The 17,190-nt window shown below is 63.6% G+C and carries 16 protein-coding genes; 4 read left to right on the forward strand and 12 right to left on the reverse strand.

Annotated elements, in window-relative coordinates; all coding sequences use genetic code 11:
• The first annotated feature begins 24 nt into the window (after positions 1-24).
• From ABE960_RS09470 to speB, 4 genes are all read left to right on the forward strand, one after another.
• Positions 25-792 carry a creatininase gene (locus ABE960_RS09470; RefSeq protein WP_349762019.1) on the forward strand — a complete coding sequence of 256 codons (768 nt, stop codon included), beginning with the start codon at positions 25-27 and terminating at the stop codon, positions 790-792.
• Between the two features lie 72 nt (positions 793-864).
• Positions 865-1,644, forward strand: a complete 780-nt coding sequence (locus tag ABE960_RS09475) for an SDR family NAD(P)-dependent oxidoreductase (RefSeq protein WP_349762020.1) — start codon at positions 865-867, stop codon at positions 1,642-1,644.
• A complete protein-coding gene (locus tag ABE960_RS09480) occupies positions 1,641-2,393 on the forward strand; it encodes an SDR family NAD(P)-dependent oxidoreductase (RefSeq protein WP_349762021.1) in 753 nt (250 codons plus the stop codon). The genes ABE960_RS09475 and ABE960_RS09480 overlap by 4 nt, the downstream gene beginning before the upstream one ends.
• 106 nt (positions 2,394-2,499) lie before the next feature.
• Positions 2,500-3,390 carry an agmatinase gene (gene speB, locus ABE960_RS09485; protein WP_349762022.1) on the forward strand — a complete coding sequence of 297 codons (891 nt, stop codon included), beginning with the start codon at positions 2,500-2,502 and terminating at the stop codon, positions 3,388-3,390.
• Positions 3,391-3,551: 161 nt separating this feature from the next.
• Here the strand turns inward: speB and ABE960_RS09490 are convergent, their stop codons facing one another.
• The 12 genes from ABE960_RS09490 to ABE960_RS09545 form a co-directional block, all read right to left on the reverse strand.
• Positions 3,552-4,487 (reverse strand): LysR family transcriptional regulator, encoded by a 936-nt coding sequence (locus ABE960_RS09490; protein ID WP_349762023.1) that lies wholly within the window; start codon positions 4,485-4,487, stop codon positions 3,552-3,554.
• Between the two features lie 285 nt (positions 4,488-4,772).
• Entirely contained in the window at positions 4,773-5,663 is an 891-nt protein-coding gene (locus ABE960_RS09495) for a DMT family transporter (protein ID WP_349762024.1), read from the reverse strand.
• Between the two features lie 106 nt (positions 5,664-5,769).
• Complete coding sequence (locus ABE960_RS09500) at positions 5,770-7,137, reverse strand: serine hydrolase (protein WP_349762025.1); 1,368 nt, start codon at positions 7,135-7,137, stop codon at positions 5,770-5,772.
• A 328-nt stretch (positions 7,138-7,465) separates the two neighbouring features.
• Positions 7,466-8,230 (reverse strand): sulfite exporter TauE/SafE family protein, encoded by a 765-nt coding sequence (locus ABE960_RS09505; protein WP_349762026.1) that lies wholly within the window; start codon positions 8,228-8,230, stop codon positions 7,466-7,468.
• A 57-nt stretch (positions 8,231-8,287) separates the two neighbouring features.
• Positions 8,288-9,034 carry a M15 family metallopeptidase gene (locus tag ABE960_RS09510; RefSeq protein ID WP_349762027.1) on the reverse strand — a complete coding sequence of 249 codons (747 nt, stop codon included), beginning with the start codon at positions 9,032-9,034 and terminating at the stop codon, positions 8,288-8,290.
• A gap of 86 nt (positions 9,035-9,120) precedes the next feature.
• Entirely contained in the window at positions 9,121-9,849 is a 729-nt protein-coding gene (locus ABE960_RS09515) for an amino acid ABC transporter ATP-binding protein (RefSeq protein ID WP_349762349.1), read from the reverse strand.
• A gap of 101 nt (positions 9,850-9,950) precedes the next feature.
• The gene (locus tag ABE960_RS09520; protein ID WP_349762028.1) at positions 9,951-11,045 is read right to left on the reverse strand and encodes an amino acid ABC transporter permease; all 1,095 of its coding nucleotides are present in this window, start codon (positions 11,043-11,045) and stop codon (positions 9,951-9,953) included.
• Positions 11,046-11,054: 9 nt separating this feature from the next.
• Positions 11,055-12,245, reverse strand: coding sequence for an amino acid ABC transporter permease (locus ABE960_RS09525; protein WP_349762029.1), 1,191 nt, complete (start codon positions 12,243-12,245; stop codon positions 11,055-11,057).
• A gap of 72 nt (positions 12,246-12,317) precedes the next feature.
• Entirely contained in the window at positions 12,318-13,343 is a 1,026-nt protein-coding gene (locus tag ABE960_RS09530; RefSeq protein ID WP_349762030.1) for an amino acid ABC transporter substrate-binding protein, read from the reverse strand.
• A 260-nt stretch (positions 13,344-13,603) separates the two neighbouring features.
• Positions 13,604-14,044 (reverse strand): globin, encoded by a 441-nt coding sequence (locus ABE960_RS09535; RefSeq protein ID WP_349762031.1) that lies wholly within the window; start codon positions 14,042-14,044, stop codon positions 13,604-13,606.
• A 208-nt stretch (positions 14,045-14,252) separates the two neighbouring features.
• Positions 14,253-15,005 (reverse strand): ribonucleoside-diphosphate reductase, encoded by a 753-nt coding sequence (locus ABE960_RS09540; protein ID WP_349762032.1) that lies wholly within the window; start codon positions 15,003-15,005, stop codon positions 14,253-14,255.
• 54 nt (positions 15,006-15,059) lie between these two features.
• Positions 15,060-17,171, reverse strand: coding sequence for an adenosylcobalamin-dependent ribonucleoside-diphosphate reductase (locus tag ABE960_RS09545; protein ID WP_349762033.1), 2,112 nt, complete (start codon positions 17,169-17,171; stop codon positions 15,060-15,062).
• Positions 17,172-17,190 lie beyond the last annotated feature (19 nt).

Below are 17,190 nucleotides of genomic sequence, written 5' to 3' on the forward strand. Positions count from 1 at the left end.
AAACAAGATCAACAGAGAGGCCCCATGAACAAAGCGACGGTTTTGATGGCAGAAATGACGTGGCCGGAGTTCAGCGCGCGCCTGGAAAACGAGCCGGTCGTGTTTCTACCTACCGGCATGCTGGAACAACACGGACCGCACCTCCCAATGGGCGTGGACCACCTGTTGCCCACCGCCATCGCAGAGATGGTGGCGCAAGAGGTCGACGGCATCGTGGCCCCGCCCATCAATTATGGATACAAGTCGATGCCCCGCACCGGGGGGGGGCCCTCCTTTCCCGGAAGCACCGGACTCGACGGAACCACGCTGATTCATACGGTGCGCGACGTGATTCGTGAACTGGCGCGTCATGGCGTGCGTCGCATTTGTGTCATCGACGGTCATTTCGAAAACCTATGGTTCCTCAATGAAGGGATCGACCTGGCGATGCGCGAGGTGGGTGATACTGGGCTGCGGGTGATGTGTCTTCAGCACTGGGAGTTTCTTACTCGGGATACCCTTGATGTGGTCTTCCCTGATGGCTTTCCGGGGATCGAACTGGAGCATGCCGCGGTACTCGAGACGTCACTGATGATGCATTTCTATCCCGACCTTGTGCGTACCGACCGAATTCCCGACAACGCCCCCATGGACGCCCCGCCCTATGACGTCTGGCCGGCACGCCCGGAGTGGGTGCCGGCCTCGGGCGCGCTCACCTCGGCTGCACTAGCCTCGCCCGAGAAGGGGGCGGCCATGGTGAAGCAGTATCGCGACGACATGTCGGCTGCCGTGAGGCGAGAGCTCCTCTCGTGAATAAGCCGCATACGAGATGCTCAGGCATTCCAGCTGAGGTAATGGCGTCCAAGTTGGCTCCGGGAGGGAATGATGGCGATCTCCTTTGATTTCAGTGGCCAGACAGTGCTCGTAACCGGGGCCAGCCGCGGCATCGGGTTTGCCGTGGCGAAGGCGTTCGCCGCTGCCGGGGCGAGAGTCTGTGTGCTAGCCGAGGATGCCGGCATCATTCAAGCGGCACGGCTACTCGCGGCGGAAACCGGTAGCGAGGTCTGGGCCCAGCGCTGCGACATCACCGATCGCCATGAAGTCAACAGCGCCCTGCGGGGTATCGAACGACTCGATGTGCTGGTCAACAATGCCGGGGTAGAGCTGCCGACGCCGGTGGAGGACGGCCATGACGACGTCGATGATGCCTTCGAGCGCATCATGGACGTGAACGTCTTGGGCACCTGGCGAATGACGCGGGCCGCGCTGCCGAAGATGACGCCAGGGGGGCGCATTCTCATCACGTCTTCGATCTGGGGGCGCACCGCCGTTCCCGGTTTTGCCGCCTACGTGGCCTCCAAGCATGCGTTGATCGGCCTCGCGCGGACCCTGTCCAGAGAACTCGGGCCACGCTCGATCCGCGTCAATGCCGTCTGCCCGGGGTGGGTGCGCACCGAGGCGTCGCTTCGCTCGCTGGCGGTGATGGCCAAGGAGCAGGCGGTCAGCGAGGATGAGCTTGCCGAGTCGATTGCCGCCGACCAGTCTCTGGGCGGCCTGATGGAGCCTGACGATGTGGCGGGACTGTACCTGTACCTCGCCTCCGAGGCCGCCACCAACGTGACGGGCCAGGCGATTCCGATCGACCGCGGGGAGGTGATGGCATGAATGACTCACTGGCAGGCGTTCGTATCCTGGTGACCGGAGGCTCAAGGGGCATCGGACGTGCCACCGCCATCTCGCTAGCCTCGGCAGGGGCCCGAGTGGCATTTGGCTATCACGGTGATGACGTCGCGGCGGCGGTCACCTTGGCCGATGTGCGGGTACACGATGCGTCGGCCTTCTCGATTGAGGCGGATGTCGCCAAGGAAGCCGAGACCGTCGGGATGGTCCAGCGTGCCATCGAGGGGCTCGGTGGTCTGGACGTGGTCGTCAACAATGCCGGCATCCTGCATGAAGAGGGCTTGCTGGAGACCTCCGTCGATGCATTCGACACGGTCATTGCGGTGAACCTTCGCGGCACCTTCGTGGTGGGACGCGAGGCGATCCGCCACATGGTCCAGCAAGGCAGTGGACGCGTGATCAATATCGCGTCCGACCTGGGATATCTCGGCAGGGAGCGCAACAGCGCGTATTGCGCATCCAAGGCGGGTATCGGTGCCATGACGCGCGCCTGGGCCCTCGAGTTCGCGCCACAGATTCTGGTCAATGCCATTGCGCCAGGCCCCGTCGACACCGACATGCTCGGCGCCGAGGTGATGAGCGAGGCCCAGCGCCAGAAGGAAAGCGCTATACCGCTGGGGCGCATCGGACGCCCCGAGGAAATCGCCAACATGGTCACCTTCCTCGCGGGGCCACAGGCCACCTTCATTACCGGCCAGACCTATGGCGTCAACGGCGGTAGCGTCATGTTATGAACACCCTGACAACCCATAAAGGACAATGACAATGGCTCACGACGCCGCTTTTTTCCGGCCACTTGGGGGCAGCGAAGTGCCGCGCTTCGCAGGACGCTCCACCTTCATGCGACTGCCGCAGATCGAGGACCCGTCCGAGGTCGACATCGCCATCGTGGGCCTGCCCTGGGACAGCGGCTCGACAAATCGTGTCGGCCAGCGTCACGGACCGCGCGAGATCCGCAACAATTCGACCATGATGCGGCTGGTGCATCAGGCGAGCCGCATCGCGCCCTACGACCTGTGCCGCATCGCGGACCTGGGGGATGTACCGGTCAACCCGATCGACATTTGCGATACGCTCGAGCGGACCCGTAAGTTCTATCGACAGATCCACCATGCCGGTGCCATACCGTTGACGGCTGGCGGCGACCATCTCGGCACCCTGCCGATACTGCGAGCCATCGCACGCGATGAGCCCATGGCGCTGGTCCAGTTCGACTCGCATTCCGATACCAACGATACCTACTTCGGCGATAATCCCTATACCCATGGCACGCCGTTCCGACGCGCCATCGAGGAGGGCATCCTCGACCCGAAACGCATGGTCCAGATTGGCATTCGTGGTTCACTGTATGAAGCGAGTGACCTTGATTGGGCACGTGAACAGGGCATTCGCATCATCGAGATTGAGGAGTATTTCGATCTGGGACCGGCAAGGGTGAATGCAGAAATCGCCCGGGTGGTCGGCGATGTGCCGACCTATGTCACCTTCGATGTCGACGCCCTGGACCCCGTCTACGCGCCAGGCACCGGCACACCTGAGGTCGGCGGTTTCAGTACGCGCGAAGCCCAGCAGATGATACGCGGCCTTCGGGGACTCAACCTGGTGGGTGCAGACGTCATGGAGGTATCGCCACCGTTCGACTCCTCGGGGATCACCGCCCTGACCGGGGCGACGCTGATGTTCGAGCTCCTGTGTGTCCTAGCGGACGCGGTCTCCAGGCGAGACACGTGATGCAAGCCCCCTCCGCTTTTCTCATGCCCCGACGAGCCGGCATGAACGGCAAGCATGTCGTCACGCTATGACCTCAAGGGCCTGATGACAGGCGGGGCACTTCCGAACTCCGCTGCCGCCGCAGCGGATCACAGCTACGCCACCGGCCGCAGTGGACACGGTCAGGATGCAGCGTTTGAACCGTCCGACAGCACCTCGATCATGCAGTCGAGGAGCACATCAGCAGAGCGGTATCTGTGGTGCTTGCTGGTGCAGAGATAGAAACGCGTTTCATGTCCTAGGGTATCGGGCAGCAGCACCCTCATGAGGCCCGCGTCGACCCAGTATTCGGCATAGTGTGCTGGCAGGTAGCCGATGTAGTGTCCGCTGAGTATCAGCAGGGCGTTGCTTTCCATGTGGGAGACGGTCGGCCGCTCGATGGAGACGGACAGATCATCGTTTGCGGGAAATGACACGTAACTCTTGCCCGTAAACGTCGTGTGCTGCAGGGCCTTCAGGATACGGGCAGGATCGGATTCGTTGAATAGCGGGTGATCAGCCCCGCAATAGAGCTGTTGGGACTCCTTGAAGACGGGCACGCTATCGACGGAGTCGTGAGTCGGTTCAACGGGTGTCAGGATGCAGTGGTATCGCCCATCGACCAGTCCTTGGATGAGTTCTTCCGGCGAGGAGATATCCACGTGAAGGTGAACCTCGGGAGCAAGCTCGGTGAAATTCTGGAACCCCTTGGGCAGCGGTGCCACCCGATTCGTTGCAAGGGCATCCACGACGCCGAAATGCAAATCACCGGTCAGTTGGCCTCGGACCTCCGCCACCACGTCGCTAAAGCCAGCGACTGAATCGAATAGCGGTTTCAGGCTCTGGTGAATTCGCTCACCCTCCTCCGTCAGGGCGAAGCCTTTCCTCCCACGCTCGCAGAGGGTAAATCCAAGGCGTTCCTCAAGATTTTTTAGCTGGATACTGATCGTCGACAGCGACAGCCCCAATACCTGCTGGGCCGGAGCGAGCCCCTGAGCCTGCACCACGGCATGAAAGACGCGAAGAAGCTTGAGGTCGAAGTCTGTCAGGTTCGGAACATTGGAATGACGTGCGGTCATGGGAGTCGAGTGAGTAGTCCAGTAAGAGTCGCTGGGCAGTTCATTGCCATGAAAATTAACCTAGCAAAGACGCATGTCCAATGAAAAATACGCAATATAAATTATCTCGATGACGTATCACTGAATCCGAGCGGGAGTCACCATGTAACACGGTGGCCTTTATAGTTCGAGATACGGCGCTATTGACTGATGGCCTCCATCGGCGCGCTAACGCACCCCAACCCGCGAGGGTCGCGGCCGCCCCACCCCCAAGTCGCAATCAATAGAGGAGCGTGAGTCGTCGTCTCAGGAGGTCGGCCGGCGCTTCAGGGCGGTGCGACCCTCGTGGTAGGCGATGACCAGGCCGCTGGTGATGATCAGGGTGCCGCCGACGAAGACCCAGAGGTCCGGCACCTCGTCCCAAAACCACCAGCCCAGCAGCACCGCCCACAGCATGGAAGTATAATCGAAAGGGGCGGCCAGCGCCGCCGGCGCGTAACGGAACGCCAGGGTCAGGCCGGTCATGGCGACCACCACGAGGAAGCCCGCCACCAGGAAAGCGGGCCAATGCCAGGGGGCCGGGGTCTGCCACACCCAGGGCATGGTCCCGGCGGAGACCACCAGCGGCACCAGTGTCATGTAGAAGACCATCGCCCAGAGATGCTCGCGCCCGCCGTAGCGTCGCGCCGTGATCATCATCAGGGCATAGAAGACCGCCGCGGCGACCACCACCAGGGCAGCAGGCTGGAAGCTTTCGCCTCCAGGGCGCACCACAACCAGCACCCCCACGAAGCCCAGGGCCGTGGCCAGCAGGGTCGGTCGATCGACCCGCTCGCCGAGCAGGGGCACGGACAACAGCGTGACGAACAGGGGGGCGGAAAAGGCGATGGCAGTGGCCTCCGCCAGCGGCAACAGGGTCAGCCCCCACATGAAGCAGATCATGGTGGCAGCGAAGATCAATCCCCGAAGCAGGTGCACCCCCGGCCGACGGGTCGCCAGGGTGCGCAACCCGCCGTTGAAGTGCGCGATCAAGGCGATCAGCGGCAGCGACACCAAGGTACGGAGGAAGATGATCTGCAACGGCGAGTGAGTCTCGCCCAGCCACTTGGTGAGGGCATCCCCCAGGGCCAGGCAGAGTACGCCCAGGCACATGCAGCCGATGCCCTTGAAGGTCGATGAGGTGTAAGTCGATGACATGTCGACGGCGCTCTCCTGGCGGGTCTAAAAAAGCAACCCCGCCGGCCAGGGGCCGACGGGGTGCGAGTCGCTCAGGCTAGTCGGTGACACGCTGCACGGCAAGGCCTCAGAGGCTGGCCTGGACCACCATGCACTCCATGCCCTGTTCCTCCAGACGACGACAGGCGGTATGCGCCTGCCCCTCATTCATGTCCAACAGCCGCGCCCGGTAGATGCCGGTTGACGCAACGTTGCCCACCTCGACCCGGGCATTCGCCAGTTCATTGGCGAGCCGGTCGGCGGCCCGGGAAGCCAGGATGCGGGCATGCCCGGCATCGCTGAAGGCACCGACCTGCACGCCCCAGCTCCCCCGTTGGATGGCCATCACCGGTGTGGCGCTGTCGGCGATCAGCTGACGAATGGGGTCGTCGGCCGAACCCTGCGCCCGGTCCGTCGCTTCAGGGGACACGCGGTATTCGACGCTGGCGACCCGTGGCTCCGGCAGCGGCTCGGCCATTGCCGCCGTCGGTGCCTGCGCGGGGGCGGGAGACATGACCGAGGCCACTGGCCTGGCCGGAACCGATGAGCTCAGTGCCGGAGGGTTACCGAGGCTGGCCAGACGCACCTCGCGACCGACCTGCTGGCCCGGTGCCTGGGGCTCGCCGGGCATGAGCCGCCCACCTGAGAGATCCGCACTGGCCAGCCAGCCGCGGCCATCGGCCAGCGAGGCACGCATGAAGCCGCGGTCGAGCAGGTCGGTCGTGTGGGCATCCCGCGATGCGGCGGTGAAGCCCCCCATGACCACGGTGAGCAGGCGACGGCCGTCACGCACTGCCGACGTGGCCACGTTGAAGCCGGAGGCACGGATGTAGCCTGTCTTGAGGCCATCGGCACCTGGATAGTGCTTCAAGAGGCGGTTGTGGCCGGTCATGGTCTTGCCCCGCCAGGTGAACGATTGGCGCGAGAAATAGGGGTAGTACTGCGGGAAGTCCCGCATCAGGTGACGGGCTAGTACTGCCATGTCGCGTGCCGTGGTGACCTGGCGGTTATCGGGCAGCCCCGAGGCGTTGCGGAAGACGGTATCGTCCATGCCGATTGCACGGGCCTTGTTGGTCATCATCTTCGCGAAGTGAACGTGACTGCCGCCCAGCGCCTCGGCCACCACCACGGCCACATCGTTGGCGGACTTGATCACCAGAGCCTCGATGGCCTTCTCCACCGGAATGCTGTCACCCGGTTTGAGCCAGAGCTTGGTGGCGGGCATGGCCGCAGCGGTCGACGAGACCGGCAACGGCTGCCCCAGGCTGAGACTGCGACCCTCCAGTGCCTCGAAGAGCAGGTAGAGTGTCATCATCTTGGTCAGTGAAGCGGGATAGCGAAGCCTGTCGGCATTCTCCGCATAGAGGATCTGCTGGCTGTCGGCATCGATGACGATACCGGCATAACGCGGATTCCCGGCCTGGGCGAGGCCGGACACCAACAGGCAGGCCAGCAATATGAAGACTGGCCCTATACGGCACCGGTTAGTTGTTGTGATAGGCACCATGATGCGTTCCCTCGAGGTTTTTCCAGTAGCGCTTTGACATTATGGCCGGCATCTACGCCCTGTAAATGATCGATGTCAGGCTTTTTTCCCTATATTTCCAAGCAATAGCCCCCGATCACAAGAAACTGCCGCCCATTTGATAATATATTTCTATTAGTTTAATTTATTTAATATATTTAATTTATCACGGCGACTCGCCCCTGATGACCTTTGCGCCCTCCCGAAGCGAAACCATCACCATGCAGAAGACCGACATCTTCGCCGCCGTGCAGGCCCGTCAGTGGCCTACCAAGCGCTGGCCGCCTAGCCAGATCAGTCGCAGGGCAAGCAGCGTCAGCGCCCACCGGAACAGGGCCTCGAAACGATGCTCGGAGAGGCGGTGCAGCAGGCGCAGGCCCAACCAGGTCCCGAGGAAGCCCGCGGCCACCATCGAAAGCAACAACGGCAGCCAGTCACTGAAGACGAAGCCGGCCACACCGAACACGAAGGCCTTGGACAGGTGCTGAAGCAGCATGCAGGCGGAAAAGGTCGCCACCTTGGCCAGCCGCCCCGACTGACGCTGCTTGATGAAGGCCGCCACCATGGGGCCGCTGGCGCCGACCAGGCTGGAGAGCAGGGTGGTGACCGCACCGGCCAACAGAACGCCCACTGGCCCCAAGGCGCACTTTGGCAGCCCCGGTCCCCAGCAGGTGAAAAGCACGAAGGCGGCGATGCACAGTTCCAGCACTCCGGGCGGCAGGCGCACCAGCAACCAGGCGGCCCCCAGGGCCCCCAGCACAACCCCGGGCAGGAAGGCGGCGAGCGTCTTGCGGTCGACATGGCGCCAGGTCATCGCCGTGCGGCCGACGTTGGAGCCCAGTTGCACCATGCCGTGAACCGGAATCAGCGCCGCCGCCGGCATCACCTGTGCCAGCGCCATGATCATCAGCACCCCGCCCCCGACACCCACCGCCGCGGTGAAGGCGGAGGTCAGCACCGAGAGCAGGACCAGAAGCAGGTTGATCGCGCCCGACAGTGGTGACAGGCCCTCCAGCAGCAACATCGCGCCTCCCTCTCGCATGAGGCAACCACTATAGCCGAGGCAGCCCTCCCTCAGGGACTAACGCTTCCAGCGCTGCTCGATGGTGTCCAGTTCCGCCGGCCCGTAGTGTGCCTCTGACCTCCCCGTGTAGTAGGCCCACAGCTGGTCGCCATGGTCAAAGTGCCACCACTCACTGGGCAGATTGGTGAACCCCTGGGCGCACATGGCGTGATAGAGCAATCGCCGGCAGCCCCGTGCCCGGCGCTGGCGGGCATCCGGGGCCTCGAGGCGCTCCAGGTAGTCGCTGTGGGAGGCCGGGCTCGCCTCGTCGAACAGCGAGCCCATCTGCAGCATCAGGCCGTCGGCATCACAGAGCGTCACGTCCACCGCACCGCCGGTGAGGTGCGGGCTGGGAGCCCGGGGGTCACGGCTTGGCATGGCCACGAACTCCCGGGTGCGGTCGAGCAACGCGGCCTCGTCCAGGGCCGGGTGCCGGCCACGCATCACCTCGAAGAGGGTATCGAACAGGTACTGCTGAACACGCCAGGGGCGCCAGCCGTCCAGGACCACCAGACCGAAGCCGGGGGGCAGGCCGCGGGCCACCGTGAGCAGCCGCCGATAAACGCCTTCCCGAACGAAGCACTCCGGTACCGCGCCGGGGATGCCCAACCGGGCATAGGCGGGGAATACCTTGAGCGGTTCAGGCGCCAGGCTCACCGGCACCAGGGGCTCGTGGTCGGGAACGATCCTCAGACCACTCGTCGCCTTCCAGCAAGGCTCAGGATGGTGAGGAATCGGGTATGACTCTATTTCGGGCAGCGTCATGCGAAACATCCAGGCCGGCTGCATGTAAGCCGAAGGGCAAAGGAGGGGCAGGCGGCAGCCGATGGGATGCCGCCTGGAAGGAGGGGTCAGTGGCCGAGGATCTGGCTCAGGAAGAGCTGGGTACGCTCGGACTGGGGGTTGTTGAAGAAGGGCTCCGGGGCGTTCTCCTCGATGATCTGGCCCTGATCCATGAAGATCACCCGATCCGCCACGGTCTTGGCGAAACCCATCTCGTGGGTAACGCAAAGCATGGTCATGCCCTCCTTGGCCAGTTCGACCATGACGTCCAGCACCTCCTTGATCATCTCGGGGTCCAGGGCCGAAGTCGGCTCGTCGAACAGCATCACATCGGGATGCATGCACAGCGAGCGGGCGATCGCCACGCGCTGCTGCTGGCCGCCGGAGAGCTGACCGGGATACTTGTGGGCCTGCTCGGCGATCTGCACCCGCTCCAGGTACTGCATCGCCAGGGCCTCGGCCTCACGGCGCGGCTTCTTCTGCACCCAGATCGGGGCCAGGCTGCAGTTCTCCAGCACGCTCAGGTGCGGGAAGAGGTTGAAGTGCTGGAACACCATGCCGACGTGGTGGCGAATCTGCTCGATGCGCTTGACGTCCTGGGTCATGGGGATGCCGGACACGAGGATCTCGCCCTGCTGATGCTCCTCGAGATGGTTGATGCAACGGATCAGCGTCGACTTGCCGGAACCCGAGGGCCCGCAGATGACAATACGCTCGCCGCTCTGGACGGTCAGGTCGATGTCGCGCAGCACGTGGAAGTCGCCGTACCACTTGTTAAGGCCGCGCATCTCGACCATCGGGGTATCGGCCTTTGCCGTTTGAGTATTCATGCAGATGTCCTTGTTCTTTGGGGCGACCCTCCCACTTGGGGGAAGGTCGCCGACCGCGGCTCAGGGTTCTAGTGACCGGTATGCAGCTTGCGTTCCAGGTACTGGCTGTAACGGGACATGCTGAAGCAGAAGACCCAGAACATCAGCGCCACGAAGACGTAGCCCTCGATGGAGTAGCCAAGCCAGTCGGAGTCGGCCAGCGCCGCCTGGACGATCGCCAGCAGGTCGAAGAGCCCGATGATCAGCACCAGCGAGGTGTCCTTGAACAGGGCGATGAAGGTATTGACGATCCCCGGGATCATCATCTTCAGCGCCTGGGGCAGCACGATCAGGCCCATGCGCTTCCAGTAGCCCATGCCGAGCGCCGCGGCCGCCTCTTCCTGGCCCCTGGGTATTGCCTGCAGGCCGCCGCGCACCACCTCCGCCATGTAGGCGCTCTGGAAAAGCGTGATACCTATCAGCGCCCGCACCAGCTTGTCCATGTCGACCCCGGAAGGCACGAACAGCGGCAGCATCACCGAGGCCATGAACAGCACCGTGATCAGCGGTACGCCACGCCAGAACTCGATGAACACCACCGAGATGCTCTTGATGATTGGCATCTTCGACTGGCGCCCCAGCGCCAGCACCACCCCGATCGGCAAGGCCGCGACGATGCCCACCACCGCCAGCACCAGGGTCAGCATCAGGCCCCCCCAGCGATGGGTCGGCACCGCCGGCATGCCGAAGGTGCCACCGTGCAGCAGGAAGAAGGCCACGACCGGGAAGACCAGCAGGGTCACCACCGCCGCAAGTTTCTTGGCCGGCAGGCGAGGGATCGCTAGCCAGGCGATCAGCCCCGCGAACAGCACGAAGGTGAGATCGACCCGCCAGCGCAGCTCGGCAGGGTAGAAGCCATAGATGAACTGCTCGAAACGTGCCGAGATGAAGACCCAGCAGGCCCCACCGGACGAACAGGCCTCGCGGCTGGTGCCGATCCAGTCGGCATCGATGAAGGCCCACTGGATCAGCGGCGCGAGCCCGGTGACCAGTGCCCAGAGCACCAGAAGCGTGATCACGCTGTTGATCGGGCCCTGGAAGAGATTGGCGCGCAACCAGGCGATCGGTCCCAGGCTGCGCTTGGGCGCCGAGCGTGCGGCCACGGGTGTATCGTTGAGTTTCATGTGGGTCACCTATCGCTCCACCAGCGCCATGCGCGAGTTGAACCAGTTCATGAACATCGAGACCAGCAGGCTAAGGGTCAGGTAGACCGCCATGGTCATCATGATCACCTCGATGGCCTGGCCGGTCTGGTTGAGCGTGGTGCCGGCGAAGACGGACACCAGGTCCGGATAGCCGATGGCGGTCGCCAGGGACGAGTTCTTGATCAAGTTGAGGTACTGGCTGGTCAGGGGCGGGATGATCACCCGCATCGCCTGGGGAATTACCACCAGGCGCAGGGTCATGCCGCTGGAGAGCGACAGCGCCCGTGCGGCCTCGGTCTGGCCATGGGAGACGGCCTGGATACCCGAGCGCACGATCTCGGCGATGAAGGCACCGGTATAGATCGACAGCGCCAGCCATAGCGCCAGGAGCTCCGGCAGGACGGTGATGCCGCCCGAGAAGTTGAAGCCGGTGAGCTTCGGAACATCCCAGGTCAGCGGCATGCCGCTGGCGACGAATACCAGGGCGGGCAGGCCGATGATCAGCCCGGCGCTGATCCAGCCGGCCGGCAGCCGGACCCCGGTGGCCTCCTGGCGCCGGCGGTTGAAGCGCACCAGCACGATGGCGGCGACCACCGCCACGGCCAGCGCCACCAGCGTCCAACCGAAACCCGGCCCACCCACCGGGTCGGGCACTACCAGGCCGCGAACGTTGAGGAACACGACCTCGCCGAGACTCATGCTCTGGCGCGGCGAGGGCAGGGAACGCAACACCGCGAAGTACCAGAAGAAGATCTGCAGCAGCAGCGGAATGTTGCGGAAGATCTCGACGTAGGCGGAGGCGAGCCTGGCGAGCAGCCAGTTGGGAGAGAGTCGCGCGATGCCCATCAGGAAGCCGATCACCGTGGCCAGCAGGATGCCGAGAGCCGAGACCAGCAGGGTGTTGAGCAGCCCGACCAGGAAGGTACGCCCGTAGGTGCTCTGGGGCGTGTACTCGATCAGGCTCTGGACGATGCCGAAGCCGGCGGTGTTGTCGAGAAAGCCGAAACCGGTGGTGATGCCACGGGCATCCAGGTTGGTCAGAGTATTGTTGACGATTAAGCCGACGACCGCGAACAGGCCAGCCAGCATCAGCGCCTGAAACAGCAGCGCCCGCTTGGCCGGATCACGCCAGAAGGGCGGTTTCTCCGTGCGAGGCGGGGGCGAGGAAGGCGTAGCCATGGAAGGTCCTCTCCACTAGCGATGACACAACGACGGACCCCGCCCTGTGAAAGGGCGGGGTCGGTGGAGGGTTTAGCGGATCGGCGGCGCGTACATGATGCCACCTTCGGTCCACAGGGCGTTGATGCCCCGCTCGATCTCCAGCGGCGAGCCCATGCCGACGTTGTGCTCGAAGATCTCGCCGTAGTTGCCGACCTCACTGACGATGCTGTAGGCCCAGTCGTCCGCAAGGCCCATGGCTTCGCCGAAGTCGGCGTCCTGGCCCATGAAACGTGCGATGCCCGGCTTCTCGGAGTTCTTCATCTCCTCGACGTTCTCGCTGGTGATACCCATCTCCTCGGCATTGATCATCGCGAAGAGAGACCACTTGACGACGCTGAACCACTGGTCGTCACCCTGGCGAACCGCTGGGCCCAGTGGCTCCTTGGAGATCACCTGGGGCAGCACCTTGGCGCTCGACGGGTCGGCAAGCTTGATGCGCAGGGCATTGAGCTGGGAGGTATCGGAGGTGAGGACGTCACAGCGACCGGACTCGAAGCCACGAACCGTCTGGTCGGAGGTGTCGAAGACCACCGGCTGGAAGGTCATGTCGTGGGCCTGGAAGTAGTCGGCCAGGTTCAGCTCGGTGGTGGTACCGGACTGCACGCAGAAGGCCGCCCCGTTCAGCTGCTTGGCATTGTCGACGCCCAGTGCCTTCTTGACCAGGAAGCCCTGGCCGTCATAGAAGCTGGTGCCGGTGAAGTTGACCCCAAGGGTGGTATCTCGAGTGGCGGTCCAGGTGGTGTTACGCGACAGCAGGTCGACCTCGCCGGACTGCAGGGCGGTGAATCGCTCCTTGGCGTTCAGCGGCACAAACTGGATCTTCGAGGCGTCACCGAACACCGCGGCGGCCACACCTCGACAGACGTCCACGTCGAGGCCTTGCCAGTTGCCCTGGTCATCGGGGGTGGAGAAGCCCGGCAGGCCGGTGCTCACGCCACAGACCACCTGGCCGCGTTCCTTGACCTCGTCCAGAGTCGCCGCGGAGGCGGACGCAGCGACACCCAGTGTCAGGGTGGCGAGAGACAGCGTCATAAGCATCTTGTTGTTGGTACGCATAGGATTTAGAACTCCGAGGTTTACTGGATTGATAGCCGTCATGCGTAAGATCACATGCGAAAGATCAGCTGCCTCAAACCCTATCAAACCACTTTTGTCTAGTATTTAACGCTGCATTAACGCCTATTGCTCATCCCCCGACATTGCGGCCCGGAGAAGGCATCCACCCAGGCGAGGTCCAGTTGCGTGGCTGCGAATAAGCACGCCGGGACCCTCGGCCTGGAGGATATTCACCAGCGTCCAGTGTGGCATGTCGATGATCAACTCCGCGCCCCGGGCGGGCCCGCGACACGGTCATAGTAGAAGGTGATGTAGACGATGCCAGGCGTCATCACCAACCGCCAGGCCAATTCGATGTCATCCTCGAAGCAGGCGTCGAAGCGACGCGCCGTCTCGACCAGAGCATCTAGCCACAGATCATAGATCTCGGGACGTATGTCGAGGTGAGTACGACTGTGGCTGATCGCCACCTGGTCCAGGTAATAACCGGCATTGCTCGACCCATAGAAGGCAAGCAGGTAGTAGAAGGATTTCTTTAGCATTTGCTGCTGTCGGGCCATGTCAGTATGACGAAACTTTTCGGCAACCTCAGGCGAGGCGGCGAGGAAACGCTCATAGAAGGCCGCGAAGAACGTTTTCCCCTCGACTTCCTGGTCGAGCACTCGCGCGAAACTGGCATTGAAGAGCAGCTCGATGTCCATAAGCCCCCCGCGGGATAACCCGTGTCGCTGACAGCCTAGAACAGCCCTCCGCTTCCGGCGGGGCTGTCTCGACGCGGCGTGACCTGCGTCAAAGGACGTGCGCTGCTTCCCTGGATGATATCGATGTCCGAGCAACCGGCGCTACACAAGAAAGCCCCGGACTGCGACGACAGCCCGGGGCACCTCTCCTGCGATACGGCGATTCAGCTTAGCCGCACTTGGACCAGCCGCAGCCGGAGTAGCAGGTAGGGCAGCCGTCCATCATGATCAGCTCGCCGTTGCACTCGGGGCAATGGCCGACCACGGTGGGGCCTTCACCCTTGGCATGAGCGTGATCCTGCGCCTTGCGCTCGGCCTGCTCGATCTCCTCCGAGGAGGGCGGCTGCCAGGGATGACCGCTTGCCATACGCTGGGCGTAGCGGCCGACCAATTCCTCCACCGGCACCTGATTGCCATCCTGGTCGAGGAAGCCGCGGCGAAAGAGGATCTGCTGGATTGACCAGGCGATCGCCGCCACTTCGGAGTCGTGGAACACCGGCTTGCCCCAGCGGTTCATGCCGCAGCGTACCAGCCCCTTGTCCCAGGCCACCTTGCGCAGGTCGGCGACCGCCTGGGTGACATAGCCGCCACGGGCGGCCAGCGACAGGCTACGCATGGTCGCGGTGATCCACTGGTGCTCGCTGGAGAGCTGGCCCGATGGGAAGAAGAACTCCACCGGACGCTCGACTATTACCCGCTTGCCGTTGAGCACGCCCTGCACGGGCATGAAGGAGACCAGCAGGTAGACCTTCTTGCGGCCCTCGGCACCGACATAGGAGATCTTCTCCGACACGGCCTCGAGGGTGCCCTCGGGACGCGAGGGAATGCGCACCGTGAGTGGGTTCTCCTCGGCCAGCGGCGGCTCTTCCACCGCCTTCTTGACGCTGTAGGAAACGATCCTGGAATTGATCTCGACGGCCATCAGGAGGCTCCTTCGATAGGGGGTTGGTTAGCGCAAGGCAGCCAGCGAGTCGGCTTACCACTTTCCATAGGTGCCTTCCTTCAACGCGTCATAGAGGTTCGCCGCATTGTGCTCCTCGCCGTCGTAGATGATCTTCTCGTCACCGGGAAGCTCCACGGTCTCGCCGTTTTCCAGCTCGAAGACATAAGTGGTGTTCTTGAGGTCGTCCTCGCGCACCAGAACGCCCTGGAAGGCCTCGGGATTGAAGCGGAAGGTGGTGCACCCCTTGAGCTTGCTGTCGTAGGCGTCCAGATAGAGGTCCTTGAACGCCTCGAAGGGAAACTCGGTGGGCACGTTCACCGTCTTGGAGATGGCCGAGTCGACCCACACCTGGGCCGCTGCCTGTACGGCCACATGCTGCTTGGGGTTCACTCCGTCGGCGGTGATGAAGTAGTCGGGGAGGTCGCTCTCCACCGCATCGGCGGCGATGAAGTGGCGGTAGGCGGCCAGCTCGAAGGAGACCACCTCGACCTGTTCCTTGGTCTTCTTGCCCGACTGGATGACGTTGCGGAAGTAGCGATGCGAGAACGACGGCTCGATGCCGTTGGAGGCATTGTTGCCCAGCGACAGGGAGATGGTCCCCGTCGGGGCGATCGAGCTGTGGTGGGTGAAACGCGCGCCGTGCTCGGCGAGCTGCGCGACCAGCTCCGGCTCCACCTCGGCGACCTTCTGCATATAGCGGCTGTAGCGGGCGTGCAGGATGCGACCAGGGACCTTGTCGCCCACCTCGTAGCCGTCCTGCTTGAGCTCGGGACGTTCGCGCATCATCCGCGGGGTGATCTCGTAATCCTCGGCCAGTGCCGGGGCCACGCCCTTCTCGCGGGAGAGCTCGAGGGCCTGCTTCCAGCCCTCCAGGGCCAGATTGCGACTCACCTCCTCGGTGAAGGCCAGCGACTCAGGTGAGCCATAGGGAATCTTTAGCATGGTCAGGGTGGAGCCCAGCCCCAGGAATCCCATGCCGTGTCGGCGCTTGGCCTCGATCTCGCGGCGCTGGCCCGGCAACGGCAGGCCGCTGATCTCCACCACGTTGTCGAGCATGCGGGTGAAGATCGCCACGACCTGACGGTAGCGCTCCCAGTCGAAGCGCGGCGCCTTGCCGAAGGGGTCGATGACGAAGCGGGTCAGGTTCACCGAGCCCAGCAGGCAGGCGCCCTCCGGGGGCAGCGGCTGCTCGCCGCAGGGGTTGGTCGCCCGGACCTCCTCGCAGAACCAGTTGTTGTTCATGCGGTTGACCTGGTCGATCAGGATGAAGCCCGGCTCGGCGAAGTCGTAGGTCGAGGACATGATGGTGTCCCACAGCTCGCGGGCGCGGATCACCTCGACGATACGGCAGGCCACGCGCCCCTCGTCGTCGACCGAGTAGCCGTCCTCGATCACGGGCCAGTCGCGGTAGATCAGCTCCTCCTCGCCGACATCGTCCTTCTCACCTCCGTGGAGGGGAAAGGCCAGCGGCCAGTCGGTGTCGTTCTTCACCGCCTCCATGAACTCGTCGGTGATCAGCAGGCTCAGGTTGAACTGGCGCAGGCGGCCTGCCTCGCGCTTGGCCTCGATGAAGTCACGCACGTCGGGGTGGCCGACATCGAAGGTACCCATCTGGGCGCCACGACGACCGCCCGCCGAGGCCACCGTGAAGCACATCTTGTCGTAGATATCCATGAACGCCAGGGGGCCGTTGGTGCCGGCCCCGGCGCCGAACACGAAGGCGCCCTTGTGGCGCAGGGTGGAGAACTCGTAGCCGATGCCGCAGCCGGCCTTGAGGGTCATGCCGGCATCCACCACCGAGTCGAGGATGTCATGCATGGAATCGCGGATGGTGCGCGACACCGTGCAGTTGATCAGGCTCACCGCCGGCTTGTAGGCTTCGGCACCCGCATTGGACATGATCCGCCCGGCCGGGATGGCGCCATTCTCCAGGGCCCAGCGGAACTTCGGGAGCCACTCCTTGGCCTTGTCGCCCTCCACATCCGCCAGGGCCCGCGCCACGCGATCCCAGGTGGCGGTGACGTCCTTGTCCACGGGGTGGCCGTGACGGTCCTTGAGGCGATACTTGGAATCCCAGATGTCGCGGGAGGGCAACTGCAGGGGCACCTCGTTGGAGGTCTTGACGGCCTTGGCGGATGTGCTCATGTAGGGGGTCTCCAGAGCG

It is taken from the genome of Halomonas aquatica (assembly GCF_040196335.1).
Lineage (GTDB): Bacteria > Pseudomonadota > Gammaproteobacteria > Pseudomonadales > Halomonadaceae > Halomonas > Halomonas aquatica.

Bases quoted from the DNA above. Each gene is read 5' to 3' on its own strand.
- ABE960_RS09470 (WP_349762019.1), top strand. From the start codon at position 25: ATGAACAAAGCGACGGTTTTGATGGCAGAAATGACGTGGCCGGAGTTC.
- ABE960_RS09475 (WP_349762020.1), top strand. From the start codon at position 865: ATGGCGATCTCCTTTGATTTCAGTGGCCAGACAGTGCTCGTAACCGGG.
- ABE960_RS09480 (WP_349762021.1), top strand. From the start codon at position 1,641: ATGAATGACTCACTGGCAGGCGTTCGTATCCTGGTGACCGGAGGCTCA.
- speB (WP_349762022.1), top strand. From the start codon at position 2,500: ATGCGACTGCCGCAGATCGAGGACCCGTCCGAGGTCGACATCGCCATC.
- ABE960_RS09490 (WP_349762023.1), bottom strand. From the start codon at position 4,487: ATGACCGCACGTCATTCCAATGTTCCGAACCTGACAGACTTCGACCTC.
- ABE960_RS09495 (WP_349762024.1), bottom strand. From the start codon at position 5,663: ATGTCATCGACTTACACCTCATCGACCTTCAAGGGCATCGGCTGCATG.
- ABE960_RS09505 (WP_349762026.1), bottom strand. From the start codon at position 8,230: ATGTTGCTGCTGGAGGGCCTGTCACCACTGTCGGGCGCGATCAACCTG.
- ABE960_RS09510 (WP_349762027.1), bottom strand. From the start codon at position 9,034: ATGACGCTGCCCGAAATAGAGTCATACCCGATTCCTCACCATCCTGAG.
- ABE960_RS09515 (WP_349762349.1), bottom strand. From the start codon at position 9,849: ATGGTCGAGATGCGCGGCCTTAACAAGTGGTACGGCGACTTCCACGTG.
- ABE960_RS09520 (WP_349762028.1), bottom strand. From the start codon at position 11,045: ATGAAACTCAACGATACACCCGTGGCCGCACGCTCGGCGCCCAAGCGC.
- ABE960_RS09525 (WP_349762029.1), bottom strand. From the start codon at position 12,245: ATGGCTACGCCTTCCTCGCCCCCGCCTCGCACGGAGAAACCGCCCTTC.
- ABE960_RS09530 (WP_349762030.1), bottom strand. From the start codon at position 13,343: ATGCGTACCAACAACAAGATGCTTATGACGCTGTCTCTCGCCACCCTG.
- ABE960_RS09535 (WP_349762031.1), bottom strand. From the start codon at position 14,044: ATGGACATCGAGCTGCTCTTCAATGCCAGTTTCGCGCGAGTGCTCGAC.
- ABE960_RS09540 (WP_349762032.1), bottom strand. From the start codon at position 15,005: ATGGCCGTCGAGATCAATTCCAGGATCGTTTCCTACAGCGTCAAGAAG.
- ABE960_RS09545 (WP_349762033.1), bottom strand. From the start codon at position 17,171: ATGAGCACATCCGCCAAGGCCGTCAAGACCTCCAACGAGGTGCCCCTG.